Raw genomic sequence first — 19,989 nt, forward strand, 5'->3', positions numbered from 1 at the left:
CGGCGTTCGACGAAGTTTGTTTAGTGCCTTACAACTCAGAACGGGAATGTAACTCTGTTCCACTGGCCCTTCATACGTATCTCACTTTGTCGTTCGCTCGCTTGAGCCGGATACCTCGATCAGGCGCGACTCGGAGGGTGCCAGATCGACGGCAAGGTTACTTCCTGACATTGATGCGGAGACACCGGATGCGACATCGCGTGCAACAGAGCCCTTGAATTTGGGATCAATGCGATCGAGATTCACCTGGATGGTGTGTTTCTCTTTGTCGTCGAAGTTGAAGACGGCGATGTAGTAGCCGCGAGTGGATTGTCGCGCGAAGATCTTCGCGGCAGCATCCCCCGTGTCGCCTTCCACGGGGCGAAAGACCTTCCCTTCATCGGCCACCTTCATCAGGGCGCGATTGTTGTACACCTGCAGTGCCATTGCTTGCCCGTCGGGATCGTCCGCCAGCCGCGTACTATCCAGAATCATGCCCCCGCTGATGATCGTCGATAGAAGGCGGCTTTGAGCTTCCACGAGATTGCGTGCTCCCTCGTCGGCCTTGGTCCCTAATGGGATGTGGTCGGGGTCGATGAGGTACAGACTTTCGTCCGTCCACCAGGCATAGGTCAACGCATTCAACATATATTCCGTCGATTGATCTTTACCGCTGATGTGACCTTTCGTATCGCAAGAGAGTCTTCTCGCGTTGCCATAGCCGGAGGGGAACAGTGGGGCAATGGAGAGGCTCAGGAACATGCGTCCTGCGTTCGCCTTCACGACGTCCTGCATGCCCAGGTTGTAAGCCTCGGTTCCGGTCTGGATCGCAGGATCAGCGTGGACGCCTTCCAATGCGCCGTGGCTGAGAAAGTCGAGCTTGAGATATTTAAAGCCCATCTTCGCAAGCATGTCGATGTAGAACTGCGTCCGCAGTCGCGTGCCAGGTGCGGTTGGATCGATAGGCCTGCCGCCGTCGACCGTCGGCAAAAATGTGCCGTCAGGTCCTTTAAGCAGAATGTCGCGATACCGGTACTTCCCATCCGTTCCCTCGACAAACGCGTCGAGATCGCCGCCCCAGGCAGCAAATGGCGTCCAATAGATACCGGGTTCGAAAACGGTGCCGTCGCTCGACTTCATCGATTTCACGGTGGCCATTGCGTCTTCGAGCGCTACCCCGTCCAGGCTGGACCAAAACGCATCGAAGTTGATGTAGACCACCTTCCGCGAGAATCCTTCAGGGCTCAGCTTGTCATGGACGAACTGGGCAGAGCCGATGTAACGTTGGCGGTTGATCTTGTCGGCGTAGGCTGCCCAACTATTCCAGCCCAATGGACGTGCGCCGGACCACGCGAGCGGTGGATGCAGTTCGGCGTTCCGTTTGCCGTAAGCTTCCATGCCATTGCGCCAATCACGGAACTCTCCCACCATCACGCGGGGAGACAGCACCTTCATGCCGCTCACAACACCATGAGCCACAAAGTCATGCGTATCGCTCCGTTCGCCGAGTTGCCCCTGCAAACCACCGAAGACCTCGAGGTCTTTCAACGACCCGTTCTGCGCATACACAGTCAACGAGGTCTTCCAGACATCGTGGGTCAACGATCCGAACACAAAGCCGCGGCGGCTTGTGTTGTCGTAGATCGTCGTCACCTCGTTGCTTGTGATGTGTTGGTCGGGCTGCTGTAGAGCTACAGCATTGAAGCGAAACCACATGTCATTGTCATACGGCACGTGGAGCACACGCAGTGCGTCCTCATGCGCGACTTGGAGTGCTCCTTCCCCCTGTACCCGCACCGCCACGAAGCGATTGGTCGAAACAGGGGTGGTCGAGGAATCCAGTTCAGCTTGGATCTCTACCCACGGCTTTCCGGCTGGGATGTAGACATGCTGAGTCAATGTAGGCAGCCCAGGCTTAGTATGTTCGACCGTGATCTCATGTGAGCCGTTAATGACCCTATGCCGTGTATAGGTGTCAGTGGTCAGCAGACGTCCGTCGGTCAGCGTTACATTTGACGTGAGCCCATGTAGCTCGCTTCCGTCCCGCCATCGCAGAGTGATCTCTCCCGTTGCGGAATCGACCTTCACTACGACAGCCTTCGCGTCGGACACGGTAGGGCCCTGCGCGCGAATGCAATTGGTTACCGTGCACGCTAGAACAAGAGAGAAGACGAATGGTGCCGCGGAACTTCGATTCAGCTTCAGAAGCATGAAGGCTCTCAAAAAGAGATCTGCAACCTCCCAGGTTGCAGTCAAAGCATCAGGTCAGTCATCTTGACGACTGTTTTACACTTCAAAATGTATCCGGTTACATGCAAACTCACAATATAGCGGTGCTTTGAAGTGTGTCAACTTCGCAAAGCGTTCTTAGCCCGATCGTTTCGTTAGTTGCTCTCGACAATCGCGTAGACTGAGCGGGAGATTGATCGTGGCGATTTGAAGTTCAGCAACAGATTTCGCAGTCGCGGAGACGGAATCCATGCGCCAGAAGGCCGAGAAGTCAGGTCCTAAAAAGCCTGCGACGATGCGTGATGTTGCAGGCCACGCGGGAGTGTCAGTAGCCACGGTCTCGCGCGCCCTGGATGGCTCTTCGCTGGTCACAGAGGAGACCGCGCTCGCGGTACGACGCGCGGTAGCGAAACTTAACTTCGTCCCAAACATCTCGGCGCGCACATTAAAGTATGGGCAGAGTCATGCTATCGGCGTCATCGTTCCAGACCTGACAAACCCGTTCTTTTCCGAATTTCTTCGGGAATTTGAGGCGCTGGCCTCAGCCAACGGACAGGTTGTTCTGCTGGCGAACGCAGAGGCCAGTGTTGGTGGGGCTCTCACTTCGGTCCGCCAGTTGCTCATGAGGCTTGTCGACGGCGTCGTCGTTCTGCCATCGCTCGACGAACTGGAGCCGTATCAATTGCTCACGCTTCGCAAGGTACCAACGGTGGCCATTGATAGCCGCCGAACCGGCCCTAGCTTCAGTGACGTGAGTTTGATGCATGAGGAAGGAATGAGGCAAGCGATCGGCTATTTGAAAGACCTTGGGCACCGAAAGATCGCTTTCATCGGCGGTTCACCGGGGCTCATGATCTCGAAGTTGAGGTTGGAGGCCTTTCAAGCCTCCCTCAAGATTCACGGAATTACGGTCCGCCATGAGTATGTCCGCTATGGAAACTATCGTGCCGACGGAGGAGACCGTGAGATACGCAACCTCATGCTCCTGGCGGACAGGCCCACCGCTGTCATTGGAGTCAATGATCTCACTGCGCTGGGAGCTCTTCGGGCGGCACGCACCTTGAACATCTCTGTCCCAAATGAAGTCTCTATCGTCGGGTTCGATGGCATCGAACTGGATGATCTGGTATCACCGAGTCTGACAACCATGAGCGTTTCTCGCAAACTTATCGCCCAAAGCTGTCACGGAGCCATAGAGGAGATCCGCCTCGGGCGAAACGGTTCTGGCAGGCAGCTCTACATTCCCGTTGAACTTATCGTTCGTCAATCGACAGGCCGTCCACTTCGTAAAAAATGAAGTAGTCTCGCTAGTAAACTGCTCTCGATGCAAACAAAAAAGGCCCCTTCTATCTAAGAAGAGGCCCGAAGTGTTGACGAACGACTAGAAGACAAGTGGCGAAATGGTGATTGCGTCCAAATCAGGAGCGTAGTTCGAGGGGTTATCGAACACGATCTGATTCTTGCCAGCCGCAAGCTGGACCTGGATAACAGTGCTCGTCGGCGTGCCGAAGCTGTATCCATTGAGGTCGAGCTCTTTGGCCGGCTGATCGTTTACGGTGACGAAGAACGACCGTGGCCCTTGCGTGAAGTAATCAATTTCAAGGTTGTAGGTACCAGCGGATGGCACCTCGACATCCGCGAAGGTCACGCTGTTTCCTGCTCCTCCGCCGATGTTTCCGGCCTTGGCCAGACCGGAGGCGTTGCCGTTGAACCCAGCGCTCGCAGAGCCGCTGAGCGTTGCCAGCTCCGCTTCGTAGGTCTGCGCCTCAGGATAAGGCGCGGTCCCGCTTCCACTGATCACAATACGGTCGAGATCGGGAGGATAGCTGATGGGATTTCCGAACTCGATGCTGTTGTCGCCTTTTTTCAACTTCACCGGAATCGTCAACTTGGAGGGAATGTCTCCGCTTCCACCACTTGAGTTAAGCGTGATTGCCGGGCCTCCATTGACATTGATGATGTAAGAGCGGGTACCGTTCGTAGCCGAATCAACTTCCATGTTGTAGACGCCATCGCGATCGACCTTTACATCGTCGAAGAAAACGTTGTTGTTCGGGCCGAGGCCGAGGTAACCAACCTTCTTGCCCTCCGAGCACAGCGGACAATCCGCAACCTGGGCCGATCCGGTGAGCGTCGCCTGGTACGCCTCATAGCTGGTGGACTTGGCCGGAGGCACCTTCACCACACCGCGCACCTTGAGCAAACGCACGCCATGACCCGGCACAACGGTCGAGTACTCAAGCAGCGACGGCCCAAGCTCCGTGTGGCTCCATAGGTCCCGCGTGGTAAGCGTCGCGGCGAAGCCGAGATCGCTCCACGGCAGGCTCACCCGCGTGGGAATCGAGTTCAGGTTGAAGAGAGCAACGTAATACTCGCCATTGCCCAGATTCGACGCCCAGATCGGCGTAAAGCCTGCGCGAATCTGCTGCGCCGGATGGCCCGACTGGTCGACCGCGATCACCTCGTCGTTGCCGAGAATCTTCTTGCCTGTCGCTGACATCTTCGTTAGATCCCCGCCAATCGAGAGCGGAGCGTTAGCCATCGCCCAGAAGCTCATCGCCGTCTGCTGTTCCTGCGGCGTGATGCCATCGGTCGCGTCGTTACCGATCTCAAGAGAATCCAGATCGTTCCATCCCAGCGTGGGTCCCGCGGCCGACTCCCAACTCGGAAGATCGAGGAAGCGAACTTGGATACGATTCCACTCCGTCAGAAAGGGGCAATCTCCCTCGCACTCTACGTCGCCTTCGATGCGCCGTGCGTTGCTGGTCGCCTGCCAGTCTGCGATGTAATCCTGATCGAGCGCCCACGATATCGTCAGCCAGATCGGACGTCCGCTCTGCGCAATCGCCTTGGAAAATGCGGCTACGTCAGGACGATTGTCGATGCTGGTGTCGTCGTTATACGAGCCCGGCGTGACAGCGTCGAGTTTGATAAAGTCCGCACCCCACGAAGCGTAGAGATCGACAACGGAGTTGATGTACTCCTGCGCTCCCGGCTTGGTGTAGTCGATCTTGTCGCCTCCTCCGAACGCGTTCGCGATGGTTGCCGGCTTCACAATGATGTCCTGCAGGTGATACGGAGTTCCGAGAATAGGCTTATTGGCTGCGACCTGATCGGTGCCGACACCAGGGTTCAGGTACATCCCGAACTTCTGTCCGTTGGCATGAATATGCTGGATCATCGCGACCACGTCGGGGAAGCGTGTGGTGTCGAACAACGTACGGCCATACGCATCGGAGGCCCCGGTCCAGCCCGCATCGACGTTGATGTAAATGTATCCGTGCGGCTGCAGGCCGGAGTTCCGCAAAGCATCGGACTGCGCGATGATGCTGTCCTGGGTGAGGAAGGTCTGCGTGGGAGCGATTGTCTGTTGGCTGTAGGTGCTCCAGCCGAGATACGGTCGTTGGCCCACTCCATTCACCTGCGCGTGACTTCCGGTCGCGCAGGCTATGAGCGTTGTGGCAAGTAAGAGGCGAGATTTCACGATAGTTTGCATCCAGGAAAGCGGTTTTCTCAGCATTCGGGTCTCCCATGGCGAGTAGTTGCATGCGCCGACCCTCACATTTTCGGTTTTCAATAGTGAGAGTTAACTTGCGCCAATGAAAAATACTCCTGTGCCCAAAGATTTGGCAAGTAACTTTTCAATAAAGATGGATCGTCGGCGTCAAGCCGCGTTTCCTGCACGGCTGTTCAAGACGTGGCGAAGTGGAAATGCCGACCGCCCGGTGATTCGAAGACGCAAGAGCGACTTGCCGGCCCGCGGCACGCGCATCTCCATAACCCCGACTCAGAGAAGGCGGAACAGTCCAATCTCAATCCCGAGGACCAGCCAAAGCTTTGAACACTCCTGAATTTCAAACAGGCACTTGAGACCGATCATTCTGACAAGCGAGCGAGCTGCTGACGAGAAACGCCTTGCTCTTCCTCCAAGCGAAAGATGGTGATACTTTCACGTAAGGCGTTAGCATGTGCCGGAACTTTCATTCTATGCGGGCGTTTACTTTCATCGAAAGCATACGTTCGCCAAGGTCGCGGAGGATGGGCGCACGCGATCACTTTTGAGTCAAAGTTAGTGTGCCCACAGTCCGGTCTTCAAATTCAGCAGAGCACGTATGATTCACCGTTCATGAAAGGCATCGATAGACAATGAAACTCCATGCATTCATTGGCAGTTCTTCGGAGAACCTGAATGTTGCAAATGCGCTAAGACACAATCTGAAAGACGTGCTTGATTGTCAGGTATGGACAGACGATTTTTTCAAGTTATCTCATACGACGATTGAGACACTGACGACGGGAATCGACAAATTCGATCTAGGGATCTTTGTGTTCGGGAAGGACGACGCGGTTATAAGTCGAGGCGTCGACTCGTTCGGTCCGCGCGATAATGTCATTTTTGAACATGGACTGTTCTGCGGGCGGTTGGGATCTCACCGCGCACTCGTTATTCGCGCGAAAGATAGATCTCTAAAATGGCTATCTGACTTGTCGGGATTCACACCGGCCGAGTTTGATGAAAACTTGGCACTAACAAATGCAGACAAGGCGATAGAAGATGCTTGTACTCAAATTCGAAGTGCCATCTCGCAGATTGTTCCTCGTCCTGGCCTTTATCGCGAGAATGAACGAGTTGCCATTGGACCGGGCTGGTGGACATATGGGAGCACTGAAGCTTCCGCCACTATTGCTGACCATGAAGGTATTGAAATCATTACTGAAGGTAACATCGGAATACTTTTCCCACGGTATAACAACCTTGAATGGCGAGGGCGCTTTTGTGCGGTACGCTTCAAAGCGGCGCCAAATTTGGCGGACAGGCGCTTTTACGTGTCGGTTCGAGCGGAGTCGGAGAAGGTTCTGTTGGCTATGTCGGATTCCTATGACTCAGAGGGTTGGGGTAACCCTCGCAATGAATTCATGATTCGACTTCCACACCTTGAGGAAGATCGCTATCAATCTATTGTCTTAGAACTTGACCGGCTCAAACCATATGTTGGCAAAATCGACGCCGTTACCGGTATCCTCATCCGCCCTGGCATGAAGGTGAGCCATATGTGCGTATGTGACGAATTGCCGGATTGGCTAAAACGCTCGCAACATCTTTATCCAATTGGCGCACCACAAATTACGATTGAATATCCCCCCCACGATGGGGTTGTCGAACGCGAGCACATCGTTGAGGGCACAGTGAATTTTGGAAACTCTGTTGCCAAAGCGAACGATCTGCAAGTCTTTGTTCTGGCCGACGATATTTGGTATCCGCAAGGACGATTGACTGTCGCGAATGGCCGATGGAAGCTAAAAGCATACTTCGGAAATGTGAATTCGGGTCCAGGAGAATTCGCCATCGCAGCAATCACAACGGGTGGAAAACCCACCAAGGGAAACGTTCGAGAATTACCTCTAGCACTTGGGAGAGCGAAGATTCGTGTGACGCGCAAAAGTTAGTCCAATGGCGGGTCGCCCACATCTGAATAACCACTAGCGCGGATGCCCCATATCTCGATTCTGAGATGTGGGCATTCGAGCAAAGCTCGAACGCTTTGAAGATGTTCAAGAAATACCTTGTTGTCTTCTCCACGCCCTGACATGCTGCCATCTCATCAAGAGCATGTACAAAACAACCCAGGACAAGGGCAATGCAATGATGGCGACAAATAAAGCGCCGAGACCATTCATTCCGTCATGCGGGTATCGGTAGACAAAGAATTTAACGCTGCCCCAAATAGCAATCCACGCAGTGCAAGACCCACCTGCTGTGGCGAGCACCACCGACACCATCCTGTGTCGTCTTCGCAGTTGTGACCAATTGGCGGATGGCCGATCCATGAACTCAAGCCTATACCTTGGATGCCCCATATCTCGATCCTGAGATGTGGGCCTTCGAGCGAAGCTCGAACCCCCTTCCACCCACATAATTCACTTGACGCCCCCAAAAAGCGAGCGCACCCTTACCTCACATCAATTCGAGAAGGGAACCCTAATGCGCAAAGCTCTCTTCGCTCTTGCCCTCTTTGCCTCTGCCTTGTCCATCCCCCTCAACGCTCACGCCGACGCCATCGACCAGCTAACCTTCAACTTCACAAAACCCGGCTTCGTCCCAGCTGACGCAGTCATCGACATCCCCGCATCCCCTCCGCCCTCCTACTTGGACGGTCTCTTCGGAGTCTGCCCAGCCTCGAACTGCATCACCGTTCTCGGCACCTCCCCCACCGGATCCAACTACTACCTCGTCAACTTCTACGAGGAGTCACCCACCGACACCTTCGTCACCTACGCCTACTACGGAAACTTGTCCGCCCCCATCCCTCCGGCCCGAGCTTTCCTGCAGATCTCCGGTCTCCCCGCTCTCTTCACAGGCCCTGTGAGCGCCCCCACCTTTCTCACTGGAACCTTCAACGGCGAGTACCAGCCTGTCATAGAGTACCCACCCATCCCCGGCACCCTCACCATCGAACCGCTCTCCAACCCAACCGTCCCCGAACCCTCCACCTTCGCCCTCATGGCAACTGGAATCCTCGGAGGAATCACCACACTCAAACGCAGGATGACCCGTTAACGGCGGGCGACCCATACCTGAATCCAACCCCTACCTCTGGTGCCCATTCATGCAGTTTCATTGCACGAGTGGGCACCCAAGCGAAGCGAGCCGCTAAACCCACGGCTCTCCATTGCCGAAGGACCAATCCGAGCGGTCAACAAAGACCATGTTGATCATGATGTCATCGGGGCGCACGGCTAGCCTGCTCTTCAGTTCGTCGGCTATAAATCGGTAGAAAGCAAGCTTCGAATCCTTGTTATTGCCGACAGTGCTGGTCACCTGTATCAACATGAAGTCAGGCGATCGATTCCACCCGAGGAATTTGGGGTCGTAGATTAAATTGTCGGGGGAATGCTCGCCGATGACGATGAAGCGGTCGCCGTCCGGAGCCTTCAGGACATCGACGATCCCCTGGTATACGACGTCAGCCACAATGGCGCGATACTCGGCAGTCTTTCCTCTAAGCAGATCGATTCGAGCAAACGGCATAATAGTCTCCTCTGAGTGCGGAATTGGTTGAAAGACATTCAGATTTCTCTTCCAAGCCGAAGCAGGTGACAGGACTTCGTGCCTGACTGACAGTTCCGCTCTATGATAGCGGCAAACGGCCGGGTGCCCCATTCATGCAGTTCTCATCGCATGAGCGGGGAGAGCCGTATCGCATTCCCGAAACGGGAACCCCAAAAAATAAACTCAGAAACCGTGGCGCATTTTTCGAAGCCAAAAAACTGACTGCAAAAACACCACGTTTCACCACCCAACCACCACGTCTACACCACCAAAAAACCACGATCAAACACCCGTTTTTCGCAAAAACCCCTGCAAAACACCACAAACCCCACCCACAAAAAAATATTCGTCTCCCCACAACAACTTCGGGACGAATTCCGCCCGGGGTTCGTCCGGTCGACGAAAAACGCAGTACCCTGAAGGGGAACAAAGCGCAGGAGACCATGCCACAATCACCGCGTGAATTGCTGGAAAAAGAGCTGGAGGCCGTCGTGCGAGACATCCAGGCGATCGAGGACCAGATCGCCAACGATCCTCCCGACACCTCTGGCGAACTGCTCCGCCTGCGAGAGATTCAGCGCACCTATCGCGGTATTGCTGCAAGCATCAAGCAGGCCATTGCATTGGAAGCCTCACGTTCCATCCCATAAATTGGCCTTTCGGCGAAGCTCAACCCCTTCCACCCCACCCAAAATTCACGCCCAATTGGCGACCGCTAGGCTATGTATCTCAACTCCGATGTAGGCATTCGAGCGGAACTCGAAACTTTCCACCTCTGTAAACCGCATCCCAGCGCCTCCATCGCATTGCAAGCGAATAGCAAAGCCCCTTAACTCCTGGCCCACATACCTCTCCGGTCCGGGCAAATAATCTATATGAAATTAAACGAAATTACGCGCAATTAGTTAGGTTGCCATGTGAAAGATAAAAAACATCCTTGACAGCCATTCGGAAGCGAGGCGTAAGATGCGCCCAAGCGAAAAGGTAGAGGAGAAGGAGTTTCACAAAATGACATTCCACACAGCTTCCCGATCTCACCGGCACTCTCCGTTTTGGATACTCTCTTCTTTTATTCTGTTTCTATTCGCTTCGGTATCGCTTGGCGCACAAACCGGGGCCGCCTACTATGTGTCCACGAGCGGAAGTGATAACAATCCCGGAACTCTCAGCGCCCCCTGGTTAACCATCCAGAAAGCGGCAAATTCAGCCACGGCAGGCGCCACAGTGTACGTCTTCGGGGGCGTTTACACAGAGACTGTCAGCTTCCCGAATTCTGGAACGGAGAAGGCGCCAATTACATTCCAGAGCTATCCCGGACAGACGGCGATCATCGACGGTACCGGCCTAATCGTAGCGGGCACGCAAGGTCTCATCACAATCTCGGGAGCCCTAAGCTACATCACCATCAGTGGGTTTGAACTCCGCAATTTGTCTACGAGCGGCGATGGGGTTCCGTGTGGCGTCTGGATCACGGGCTCGGGCACGGGGATCCATATTCTAAACAATTTGATCCACAACATTGTGACCACTACAACGAGCGGCAACGCTTGCGGGTTGTTTGCATACGGCACATCGCGGACTCCCATTACCGAGTTGGTTGTCAGTGGCAACGAGCTCTACAACTTGAAGACAGGGAATAGCGAATCGATGACCCTAAACGGGAACGTGACCCATTTTAAAGTCACCAACAACCTCGTTCACGACAATAACAATATTGGCATCGACATCATTGGATACGAAGGCACAGGTCCCGTCGGTTACGACCAGGCTAGTTATGGTGTGGTCAGCGGGAACACGGTCTATAACATCAGCGGAATAGCGAATCCGAGCGAGGGTCGTGAATATGACGCCGATGGACTCTATTGTGACGGGTGCGGATATGTCACGTTCGAGAGAAACGTGATCTTCCAGGTCGACTACGGCATCGAGACAACCAGCGAAAATCAGGTCTGCCAGGCCACTGGCACTGAGTGGTCTGGCCCAAACAACACTGGAACCGCTGCCAGAGGCAAGCTTCCGTGTTACGGCATGTTCGCTACAGTACGCAACAACCTGTTCTACAAGGCAAATTCCTGCGGTATGTCCATCGGCGGTTACGCGACCGCGACCAAAAAAGGCGGTGGGAGTAATGGAGGCGGCAGCAGCTACCACGATGTCTTCGTCAACAACACTCTCTATGACAACGGTGCCCAACCAGGAAACTCAGATGAAGGGACGCCAAGTGGCGACTACCAGATTCAGAACCAGGTAGGCAGTGCCCAAGAAGATTATTTCGAAAACAACATTGTCTATTCTGGCTCACCCAATATCTGGATCAACAGCTACGCCCCAGCTTCCACGGAGTATCCTGCCCCGCCCGCCACTCTCAATTGGAACCTCTACCACTCAGAGGCGGGATACGTGGAAGGAACGTCAATCTCGTGGGCTGGCGTGAGCACCTACACGAGTTTTGCAAACTGGCAAAGCACCAGCGGGGAAGATGCAAACTCCGTGAACAGGAACCCGCAGTTCGTGGATCTGGGAGACACGCCTTCGAATTTTGACATCCACCCGACTTCTCCGGCCGTCGGAGCTGGCAGCACCAGCCTGTCGTGCAGCGTTGGCTGGTGTGATCCCCATGACAGTTCCCCCGACTCTATTTATGGAAGCACCGACTTCCTTGGTAATCGCCGGACGAAAGGCTCGAGCATTGACATAGGTGCCTACCAAAACACCGGAACCAGCGTTCACAACAAATTGAGAGTGGATTTGACTGCGACGACGGATACTCTTAAGCCGGGTCATTCGACCACTCTGACTACTACGGTCTCTGCCATTCCTGGCGGCGCCGGTGTGCCGAGCGGTACGGTGAGCTACATGCTTGGGTCGACCTTGCTGGCAACGCAAACCTTACTGCCGACCAGCGCTACGACATCTGAGGCAAGTATGCCGATCAGTGCGTCGCAGCTTGTGAAAGGCGCAAACACGATTACGGCAGTGTACTCGGGAAATTCGATCGCGAGGTGCTGCAGTCCAACAGAACCGCCCGGAGAAACACAAACACCGCTTCCGGTCTACCCCAGCGCAACCTCGGCGCCCATCACTGTGTGCCGGGAGGAGGATCACCGCGATGGCAAAGGAGAAACGAGTCATTCATGCATCGCAACCCGCAGCAGTGAGTAATGTGCGCAACTGAGTCTCACTGCACGCTGTGCTGTTTCTTCATTGTGGATGGAGCTATCTCGCTATCGGTCGAGTGGCTCTTGGAATTCAGTGGGAGCTACTAAGAATGCCGGGAAACCAATGGACCGCATTATCGTGATATAGCTTCCGCAACACCGGCTCAGGCAAAGCTAGACCTTCAACCTTGTGCCCACGGAAATCCAACGCATCATCGGTTGCAAGGAAACGCCATTCCCGCGCGTAGGAGGACTCGGATCTTCTTACCATTTGATGAACATTGTCCTGCGGGTTGAGTGTGTCGTCGGTACCGTAGATCAATCGATCTTGATATTTAGTTATGAAAGCGATCATATCGGCACGGGGTTGCATCATTAGATAAGGTATGCGGGAGGCAAGATCTACGGCAAAGTTTGGATAGCGATCCAGATGCCGGGCCACTTGGCTAAAATCTCCTTCCATACTGCCAATGTGGGCTCCAACCATGCGAAGATCTGGATTTTTTTCAAGAACATGATCGCGTGCTTGAAGGATTGTCTCCTTGGATGGGGAATGGGGGATCTTGTACATGTACCACTCTGGATGGTCCGCAAAGTAGGAGAAGTCAGGGTCTGTAGGATTTGGAGGAGACCACGCTGTGTCGGGATCTGCAACATGTGTAACCAGCGTCTTGCCGTGAGCAGCGATGTCCTTATAGATAGGCTCAAGGGAGGGATCGTCGGGAAGGATGTAGTTGCCTTTGGCATCCTTGATTTCCATACCGACGTTCTTCCATAGTTTTACTGCGATGGCCCCCTCATCGAAACTTTGGTTAAGCTGGCGAATCGCAACCGCCGCGAAGTCGCTCTGATTGAAACGGTATGCATCGAATGTTGTACACGCGGCCGCATGGCCGTTACTGTTGTGAACGACTTCAAAGACATCCTTGCTTTCTTTTGATAAATCTCTCCTCTCAGGGGTATTGTTATCGGCCACGACTACAATGTCTAAAATATGTAAGTGAAGCTTTTGCAGCATCGCAAAGAACACTGGATCGCTCTCGTAGATATGAGTGTGAGTATCAATGGGTTCTAGCGCTGTGAATTGCAACAGCTCCTGATCATTGAAATCACCCGTTATCGGTGCGGATGTAGATCTAACATCAGGAGTGCTTTTCGTGGACGACTGTCTCCCAGCAATTAACATCAAGGCCAACGGTAGCGCGAGTGTTTTCACAAAATTTACCTCATTGAGTTAGATCGCATAATAAGGGGTACAAGCGAAGAGGAAGAAGTTCAACAGCTATCCGATTAGCTTTTCCATATCGACCTGGCCGAGATGCGTACGGCGGAAGGCAGACTCTATCTCTTCGTCGCCATCGACCGAACCTCCAAGTTCGCCTTCGTTGAACTCCTCGAACGAGCCGACATCCGGGCCGCATCTTTCTTCTTATAGCTCACAACCCCCGACAAGTTCCCTACTCGCATGCTTTGCAGGTAGCATCCTCTTATTCTTTTGCTCTCGAGTTAGGTTAGTCTTAAGGCGCGATTGTACGAAAACACGGAGTTGTTCAATGATGAAAGATAGCCCGATAGTGGATGATCCCGACGAGGGATCGGCGCTGGAGCCGGCAACCGGCGGATCGGCGGCGGAAATGCCGCTAGACGGAATGATGGCCGAGGAGCGGCGGACGCAGATCCTGCAGATCATCCGCAGCGCCGGCCGGGTGCGGGTCAATGGACTGGCCACCCGTTTCAATACGTCGGCTGTAACCATCCGCAGCGATCTGAACGAATTACATCAGCGTGGCCTCGTGCTGCGCTCCCACGGAGGAGCGGTCCTTCCGGAAACAATCCTGCGGGAGTCGCCCGTACACGAGCGCCTGAAGACCCACTCGGACGAAAAGCGGCGCATCGGCGCGATGGCGGCCACTCTGATTGACGACGGCGAGACCATTATCCTGGATTCCGGCACAACGACCCTGGAAATCGCTCGGCAGATCAAGAAGAAGCCGGGTCTGCAGGTGATTACCAACGGAGTCAATATCGCCGCTGAGCTGCTGGATGCGCGCGATGTGCAGGTCTTCATTGTGGGCGGAACGGTGCGCGGTGAGTCGGCGTCCATCAGCGGTCACTTCGCGGAACAAATGTTCGAACAATTCTCCGCCGACAAGCTTTTTCTGAGCGGAGCAGGATGCGATCTCAACTTCGGTGTAAGCGGAGCGAACTTGGAAGAGACGATGGTGAACCGGGCGATGATTCGCATTGCGCGCGAAATCATTCTGGTGGCCGATTCCAGCAAGTTTTCCAAGCGCAGCATGTCGCGCATCGCGCTATTTTCACAGATCGACACCGTTATCAGTAACACCAGCCTCGAGGAAGAGGTCCAGGAAAAATTGCGGGCTATCGGCTGCAATCTCATACTGGTCTAGCCAGTATTTTGGGATACTGGCGTGACGCAGTCGCGTGTCCACAGCGCCGAAGCGGGCAGTCTGTACTCAGCGTGCATTGTTGCTGCTGAAATCAGAATGCCCGTTTGCTCGTGTCGACATCTAGCTAGATTCGAATAAAAAGCTTCTTGCGATACATCCAGAACAGCATGAGCCAGTAGATTCCCAGGGTGAGAGTTCCAAGAACGATCGGCGCCTGATCGCTTCCCAGCATATTCAAAAAGCCTGCCCCTAGATTGATGCGGATGCTGCTCTCAACAAATTCTTCACAGAGGTGAGCAATCAGATACGCGGCGATGGAGTTCATGCCGATCACGACAAGCGGGAACGCAAGGCCACGCTGCTTCTTGATTTCGATGACCCACGAAAAGGCAGCCAGATAGAAGAAGCACACGCCTCCGCTGAACAGCGTCCATGAAGGCGTCCAGACGCGCTTCACGATGGGGCAAACACCGGCAAAGTGGAACAACAGGCCGGCAGCCATGAAAGCGCCGCCTGCTACCAGGAACTTCCGCATCGGAATCGCCGGCGATGCCGCCAGCGACCAGCGTCCCGCAGCAACCCCCAGCAGCATTGTTGCCAGTGTCGGAATGAAGCTCAGGGTAAGATAGCCGCCGTCGTTGTACACAAACGGACTGGTGCGGGGAAACAAGTTCAGGAACCAGACATCGAAAGCCTGGCCCAAGTTGCTGTTCATATTCCAGTGTGCTGCAAAACCGGTGAGCAAGTGTTGATGCCAGTTGTCCGGCACACCCACCGCCGCGTAGTTGAAATTCGGACCCGGCGCCGGATAAAGAGCCCATGCCAGCCAGTAGCCGAACAGGATCGCTGCCAATGCCGTCCATTGCCAGCGCGGACGAGCGAACGTCAACAGAAAAGCAAAAGTGTAACCGAGGCCAATCTGCGTCAGGGTGTCTTCGAAGGTGAAATAAGTGATGGGGCTATGTGTGGACCGTAAGAAGATTCCCAGTGCGATAAGCAGGAAACTACGCCAGATGGTATGGCCGAGCATGCGCGCGAAAGAGGTGCCTTTCTTCTGTCGGCTTCGCAGTGAGTAGGGAAGGGCAACTCCGACAAGAAAGGTAAAGGAAGGCTGGATCGTGTCATGGAGACTCATGCCCACCCACTCGACGTGGGATTGGTTGAAGGCCAGGATTCGCCAAAACAAGCTGTTGGGGAACGATAGAGCTACGTGGGCAAACTGAAGGACTTCCGCCATCATCAGCAGCATGACGAAGCCGCGGTAGGCGTCCACCGCAATGTTTCGCTGCACTTTTTGCTCTTGAATCACGGAAGTTTCCCCCATGGGCAAATCCTCAGGCAGATGATGGTTGTCGATATGGGAAGCGATATAAAAGTATCATTATCTTTCGAATGCGGTCTATTCAATTTCTATTTTTGACGCTCCGCATGAAACGTGACGGGTTGAACTCTTTCCGCAACTGCGGAATTCCGGGCTTCCGGACTTTCACCTGAGCCGGTATCCCGCCCTTCGACCTGGCATTATTCGGGATGCGAGATCAGCCGTCACCCGTGGGCAGCAATTATGTAAGTTCATAACAATGTTATCGTTGCGAGAGACTCGGAGCGGGAGGGCACGCGTTGATACGCTGCCACTACATAATTTGCCTGGGTGAATGAATGTCTTGACATGAGCGACCTTCATCCCCTAATCTCATGTCCAACCTCAGCTTGCGAATTCTTACGATATTTCCGCATACTTACGGATTGACGCATTTGAACACGCAACCCTCAATGACTCCGCGTTTCCGCAGATCCGTACCCTGTCTGCACTCCCTGGTTGTTGCCTTCGCACTACGCTACGCAGTGTCACCGAATCACGCAGAGCCCCTGAAGACGAGCCTGCCAAAATCAGGACCGAGATGAAGGAATGAATTCTGACGAGCAGAACCCTGGATCGGGATCGTGGAGCAGACGCAGGTTCGTGCAGATGGGCGCGGCCAGCGCCGTTGTGCTCGGCGCAATGAATTCAGCTCGCGCCAATGCGGACGAAGCTACCACGTCCGGGACCATGATCGACGTACCGTTTGACAAGCGAAACCCGCGGGTCGCTTTTATCGGCACCGGGGGGCGCGGCATAGACCTGCTGGAGAATCTGCTTGCAGCCGATGGCCAGGTGGTTGCGTTGTGTGACCTGGTCCGCGACCATGCCGACCATGCCGCATCGTTGGTGGTCAAGGCCGGGCAGGCCAAGCCCCAGATTTTTGCGGATGATCCGTATGCCTTCGAAGCCATGCTTGCCAAAGATGACATCGACCTGGTGCTGGTTGCAACTCCCTGGAGTTGGCATGCTGAGATGGCGATTGCGGCCATGAAGCACGGCAAGGACGTGTGCATTGAAGTGCCTGGCGTGGTCACGCTCGCAGAATGCTGGAAGATCGTCGAAACATCGGAACAGACGCGCAAACACTGCATGATGTTGGAGAACTGCTGCTACGGTTATAACGAGACGCTGATTCTGCGCATGATTCGCGACGGCAAGTTTGGCGATCTTCTCTACGGAGAAGGCGCTTACCTCCACGATCTTCGAGAAGAGCTGTTTTCCGACAAAGGGGAAGGCCTGTGGCGTCGAGCCGAACACACCATGCGCGACGGCAACCTGTATCCCAGCCACGGTCTTGGGCCGGTAGCGAACTACATGAATATGCAGCGCGGCGATCGTTTTGGCTACATCGTTTCGATGAGCTCGCCGCAGCGAGGCCTCGATCAATACCGCAAGGAGCATCTGCATCCCGGCGATCCGCGCCAGGAAGAGCGCTACGTGGCTGGCGACATGAACACGTCGCTCATCAAGACCGCGAAGGGCCTCACCATCACCGTCAAGCATGCTGTCGCCACGCCGCATCCCTACGATCGCATCAACCTGATTGCCGGATCGAAAGGCATCTTTCAAGACTACCCGCCACGCATTTACCTTGACGGCCAAAACAAGGACGAGTCGTATATGCCGATTGAGTCATGGAAGCAATATGCGCATCCGCTTTGGGTGAAAGAGGGCCAACTCGCGGCAAAGCTGGGTGGGCATGGCGGTATGGACTTCATCATGCTCTACCGGCTGCTGCAATGCGTGCGCGAGGGTCTTCCGCCGGATATGGATGTGTATGATGCCGCTTCCTGGTCTGCCGTCGGACCGCTCAGCGTGAGTTCCGTAAGCCGTGGCAGTGCGCCGGTTGATTTCCCGGACTTCACGCAAGGCAAGTGGATGCAGCGAAACATATCTCCCATCGCCAGCCAGGCGTAACCGGATGGAGAGCGCCGGTGATTCGCCGGCGCTTTCTCAATGCTTGTGTCTTGGATGGGGCGCCTGCTCAACGTCAACGGTAGCAGTCGCCGAAGGCACGCTTTCACCATTGGCGTTGACTGCGCGAACCCAATAAGTTTTTGTTCCCAAATCTTCAGCCGGCTCAGTAAACTCTGGCCGTGTTAGCCCGGACGCAATAATGTGCGCCGCTCCTGCCTGCGAGCTCTCAACGATGTATGTTGTGGCCTGTGCGACTGGACCCCATGTGAGGCCGATGAACCTGCCTTGGAGCGCGGCGTGTAAGTTCGCCGGCGCATCCGGCGCAGAGCCGTTGGGAAGCAATCCGTACACGCACAGCTGTCCGGTCCCAACATTCGCCGTGCCAAAACTGGCTAGGTACACTTTTCCATTGGCAACTGTGGGCGGAGACATCTTGGAGTAGTTGTTGCAGTCGTCGCGCGCCGGGTTCTCGAGAGAATTCCAAAGCTCATGATTGATGTCGTCCGCATCGTAGGCATGCAGAATGCCGGGGCGTGACTCGTTCCATGAATCGCCGGTGGCATGAATCGCGGCCCACAGAATGCCATTCTTGTCGCCGTTGGCAGAGAGCGAAAGCATGGCTCCGGGATGGCCATCGTTCTTGTCCGGACGAATCATGAACGGCGTCTCGTCAAACTTGTTGCCGTTAAAGCGATAGGCACGAGCCCTGTCCCGCTGGCCCCAGAGGTAGAGAGTGTTGCCGTTCTTGGCGCTCTTCCAATAGACCATGCTATGCAGATGGGAACTCGTTGCGGGAAAGCGCTGCACGGCGTGCTCATCGCCCAAATGGCCAAAGTGCTCGGTGTCGATGACATAGAGCACGCCCTCTTTTCCGCCGCCAATCACCAGGTGCGTTCCGGGAATCAAGACAGCTCCCGAGGAGTTGAGATCGGTGTCGCTCTTGTCCAATTCAAAATGGTTGGTGGGTGTGAACCAGTCCAGCAGATGCAGATGCGGATCGAGCTTGATGAAGCTCTCGCTGAACTGTGTCGTTCCGTTCCAGCTGCCGTTTCCAGTGATGAAATAGATGTTCCCCTTGTCATCGACTGCGGGCGCCTGGCCCGATTGCCAGATGCTCGCTTCGCTCCCTCCGGGCGACGTGTTGAACACGCCGTTCTGGCTGAGCGAGGCCGCGTCGTAGCTCATCAAGAAGCCATGATACGGGTCCTTGTCGCAGTGCGAAGCGTAGCCGATAAACACATTGCCGCTGGAAAGGAAGAGTGCCGGCCGTTGGTTTTGCAGCAGCGGATCAAACCCATGAGCGGCGATGGAAACGGGACTATGGGCCAGGTCAGCTCCGGTGGCAAGGTCCAGGGCATGGAGACGTTGGCTGAATTGGCCGCCTGCTTTCGTCAGCGCGACGACGTAAAGAGTTGTCTTTTTCTCATCGATCACCGGGGTGCCGATGATGCCCATGTTGCCGTTGATATCCGTGCAGCCGAAGTCCGCGTCGTTCAAGTTGGCAGGCGTTCCGAAGTTGACATGCCAGAAGGGGACGATGGCTTTCGGATCGTTCGCATCGAAGGCATACACGCTGTTATTAACAGTCGTTACATAGACGACATCGTGCCATCCGCCACCTATCTTCACGTTGGTCACCAGCAACGGCTGTGCGTACAGCTGATCGTCCACTACCCGCTTGAATAGCATGCCGAACTTTGCTGCGTTGACGTTGGCGGGCGTAAGAACCGTCTCGTGCAGATTCGTGCCCGTTCGCTCGCGGTTATTGTGATTCGTAAGAACATCCACCTGGGCGGAAGTCACAGAGGGTAACGCAAAACAAGTGAGGCAAAGTACAGCTTGTGCGCAGCAGTGGATGCGGGTCAGATCTTTTCGTTTCAT

The 19,989-nt window shown here is 54.8% G+C and carries 13 protein-coding genes and 1 pseudogene; 8 read left to right on the forward strand and 6 right to left on the reverse strand.

Going from position 1 to position 19,989, the window contains the following annotated elements:
* Positions 1 to 81: 81 nt before the first annotated feature.
* Complete coding sequence (locus RBB76_RS13515; RefSeq protein WP_429631295.1) at positions 82 to 2,091, reverse strand: hypothetical protein; 2,010 nt, start codon at positions 2,089 to 2,091, stop codon at positions 82 to 84.
* Positions 2,092 to 2,458: 367 nt separating this feature from the next.
* Here RBB76_RS13515 and RBB76_RS13520 point away from each other — a divergent pair, with 367 nt between their 5' ends.
* A complete protein-coding gene (locus tag RBB76_RS13520; RefSeq protein ID WP_429631293.1) occupies positions 2,459 to 3,505 on the forward strand; it encodes a LacI family DNA-binding transcriptional regulator in 1,047 nt (348 codons plus the stop codon).
* Between the two features lie 84 nt (positions 3,506 to 3,589).
* On the opposite strand, the gene RBB76_RS13525 is transcribed toward RBB76_RS13520, so the two are convergent.
* The gene (locus RBB76_RS13525) at positions 3,590 to 5,692 is read right to left on the reverse strand and encodes an alpha-galactosidase D (protein ID WP_429631291.1); all 2,103 of its coding nucleotides are present in this window, start codon (positions 5,690 to 5,692) and stop codon (positions 3,590 to 3,592) included.
* 662 nt (positions 5,693 to 6,354) lie between these two features.
* On the opposite strand from RBB76_RS13525, the gene RBB76_RS13530 reads away from it, so the two are divergent.
* Together RBB76_RS13530 and RBB76_RS13535 are read left to right on the forward strand one after the other, a co-directional pair.
* Positions 6,355 to 7,656 carry a nucleotide-binding protein gene (locus RBB76_RS13530; protein WP_429631289.1) on the forward strand — a complete coding sequence of 434 codons (1,302 nt, stop codon included), beginning with the start codon at positions 6,355 to 6,357 and terminating at the stop codon, positions 7,654 to 7,656.
* 535 nt (positions 7,657 to 8,191) lie between these two features.
* Positions 8,192 to 8,767 carry a PEP-CTERM sorting domain-containing protein gene (locus RBB76_RS13535; RefSeq protein ID WP_429631287.1) on the forward strand — a complete coding sequence of 192 codons (576 nt, stop codon included), beginning with the start codon at positions 8,192 to 8,194 and terminating at the stop codon, positions 8,765 to 8,767.
* 93 nt (positions 8,768 to 8,860) lie between these two features.
* On the opposite strand, the gene RBB76_RS13540 is transcribed toward RBB76_RS13535, so the two are convergent.
* Complete coding sequence (locus tag RBB76_RS13540) at positions 8,861 to 9,238, reverse strand: tautomerase family protein (protein ID WP_429631285.1); 378 nt, start codon at positions 9,236 to 9,238, stop codon at positions 8,861 to 8,863.
* A gap of 464 nt (positions 9,239 to 9,702) precedes the next feature.
* On the opposite strand from RBB76_RS13540, the gene RBB76_RS13545 reads away from it, so the two are divergent.
* On the forward strand, positions 9,703 to 9,909 hold the full coding sequence (locus RBB76_RS13545) for a hypothetical protein (protein ID WP_429631283.1): 207 nt from the start codon (positions 9,703 to 9,705) through the stop codon (positions 9,907 to 9,909).
* Between the two features lie 358 nt (positions 9,910 to 10,267).
* Positions 10,268 to 12,421, forward strand: a complete 2,154-nt coding sequence (locus RBB76_RS13550; RefSeq protein WP_429631281.1) for a hypothetical protein — start codon at positions 10,268 to 10,270, stop codon at positions 12,419 to 12,421.
* Positions 12,422 to 12,508: 87 nt separating this feature from the next.
* Here RBB76_RS13550 and RBB76_RS13555 read toward each other — a convergent pair whose 3' ends face one another.
* Positions 12,509 to 13,633 (reverse strand): amidohydrolase family protein, encoded by a 1,125-nt coding sequence (locus RBB76_RS13555; RefSeq protein WP_429631279.1) that lies wholly within the window; start codon positions 13,631 to 13,633, stop codon positions 12,509 to 12,511.
* 34 nt (positions 13,634 to 13,667) lie between these two features.
* Here RBB76_RS13555 and RBB76_RS13560 point away from each other — a divergent pair.
* Positions 13,668 to 13,849, forward strand: a pseudogene (locus RBB76_RS13560) (IS481 family transposase); the annotation flags it as partial.
* A gap of 121 nt (positions 13,850 to 13,970) precedes the next feature.
* Positions 13,971 to 14,828, forward strand: a complete 858-nt coding sequence (gene agaR, locus RBB76_RS13565) for a transcriptional repressor AgaR (RefSeq protein WP_429631277.1) — start codon at positions 13,971 to 13,973, stop codon at positions 14,826 to 14,828.
* Positions 14,829 to 14,952: 124 nt separating this feature from the next.
* Here agaR and RBB76_RS13570 read toward each other — a convergent pair whose 3' ends face one another.
* A complete protein-coding gene (locus RBB76_RS13570; protein ID WP_429631275.1) occupies positions 14,953 to 16,077 on the reverse strand; it encodes an acyltransferase family protein in 1,125 nt (374 codons plus the stop codon).
* A gap of 660 nt (positions 16,078 to 16,737) precedes the next feature.
* Here RBB76_RS13570 and RBB76_RS13575 point away from each other — a divergent pair.
* Positions 16,738 to 18,108 carry a Gfo/Idh/MocA family protein gene (locus RBB76_RS13575; protein WP_429631273.1) on the forward strand — a complete coding sequence of 457 codons (1,371 nt, stop codon included), beginning with the start codon at positions 16,738 to 16,740 and terminating at the stop codon, positions 18,106 to 18,108.
* A gap of 36 nt (positions 18,109 to 18,144) precedes the next feature.
* Here the strand turns inward: RBB76_RS13575 and RBB76_RS13580 are convergent, their stop codons facing one another.
* Entirely contained in the window at positions 18,145 to 19,989 is a 1,845-nt protein-coding gene (locus RBB76_RS13580) for a hypothetical protein (RefSeq protein WP_429631271.1), read from the reverse strand.

It is taken from the genome of Tunturiibacter psychrotolerans, assembly GCF_051013365.1.
In the GTDB taxonomy this organism is placed as follows: Bacteria; Acidobacteriota; Terriglobia; order Terriglobales; family Acidobacteriaceae; genus Edaphobacter; species Edaphobacter psychrotolerans_A.

What these genes read in the sequence shown, in the direction of transcription:
- RBB76_RS13530 (WP_429631289.1), top strand. Translation starts at nt 6,355, where the DNA reads ATGAAACTCCATGCATTCATTGGCAGTTCTTCGGAGAACCTGAATGTT.
- RBB76_RS13580 (WP_429631271.1), bottom strand. Translation starts at nt 19,989, where the DNA reads ATGAAACGAAAAGATCTGACCCGCATCCACTGCTGCGCACAAGCTGTA.
- RBB76_RS13550 (WP_429631281.1), top strand. Translation starts at nt 10,268, where the DNA reads ATGACATTCCACACAGCTTCCCGATCTCACCGGCACTCTCCGTTTTGG.
- RBB76_RS13570 (WP_429631275.1), bottom strand. Translation starts at nt 16,077, where the DNA reads ATGCTGCTGATGATGGCGGAAGTCCTTCAGTTTGCCCACGTAGCTCTA.
- agaR (WP_429631277.1), top strand. Translation starts at nt 13,971, where the DNA reads ATGATGAAAGATAGCCCGATAGTGGATGATCCCGACGAGGGATCGGCG.
- RBB76_RS13575 (WP_429631273.1), top strand. Translation starts at nt 16,738, where the DNA reads ATGAATTCTGACGAGCAGAACCCTGGATCGGGATCGTGGAGCAGACGC.
- RBB76_RS13535 (WP_429631287.1), top strand. Translation starts at nt 8,192, where the DNA reads ATGCGCAAAGCTCTCTTCGCTCTTGCCCTCTTTGCCTCTGCCTTGTCC.
- RBB76_RS13545 (WP_429631283.1), top strand. Translation starts at nt 9,703, where the DNA reads ATGCCACAATCACCGCGTGAATTGCTGGAAAAAGAGCTGGAGGCCGTC.
- RBB76_RS13520 (WP_429631293.1), top strand. Translation starts at nt 2,459, where the DNA reads ATGCGCCAGAAGGCCGAGAAGTCAGGTCCTAAAAAGCCTGCGACGATG.
- RBB76_RS13540 (WP_429631285.1), bottom strand. Translation starts at nt 9,238, where the DNA reads ATGCCGTTTGCTCGAATCGATCTGCTTAGAGGAAAGACTGCCGAGTAT.